The sequence below is a fragment of the Pseudomonas sp. IT-P258 genome, assembly GCF_949767825.1.
Lineage (GTDB): Bacteria > Pseudomonadota > Gammaproteobacteria > Pseudomonadales > Pseudomonadaceae > Aquipseudomonas > Aquipseudomonas monachiensis.
The window spans coordinates 1-229 of sequence record NZ_CATKPU010000003.1 but is presented as its reverse complement, the minus strand read 5'-3'; the positions used below and the strand labels follow the sequence as shown (position 1 = coordinate 229).

Sequence of the window (229 nt, the reverse complement as noted above, 5' to 3'; positions counted from 1 at the left end):
CAATGGCTCGAAGAACGCCTGGCCAATATCCCACCAGAAAAGCCCAGCGAAGCACTGATTCACCAACTGGCCAAGGCCAAAATCCTCGAACCCGCCACCGGCCGGCCCATGCCAGGCTCCTCGGCCTTTATACAGATCGACTACATCAAACGACCGACCTGCATCAGCGGCCAAGCCTGCACGCATACCGGTTATTGGCTGGCGGTAAGTATCGCCGGTCAATCCTGGT

Annotated in this window: 1 protein-coding gene; it reads left to right on the top strand. The window is 58.1% G+C overall.

The features are described from left to right. The coding region (locus tag ACM6G4_RS00010) for a DUF6396 domain-containing protein (RefSeq protein WP_414912726.1) at nt 1–229 on the top strand (229 nt) is incomplete at both ends.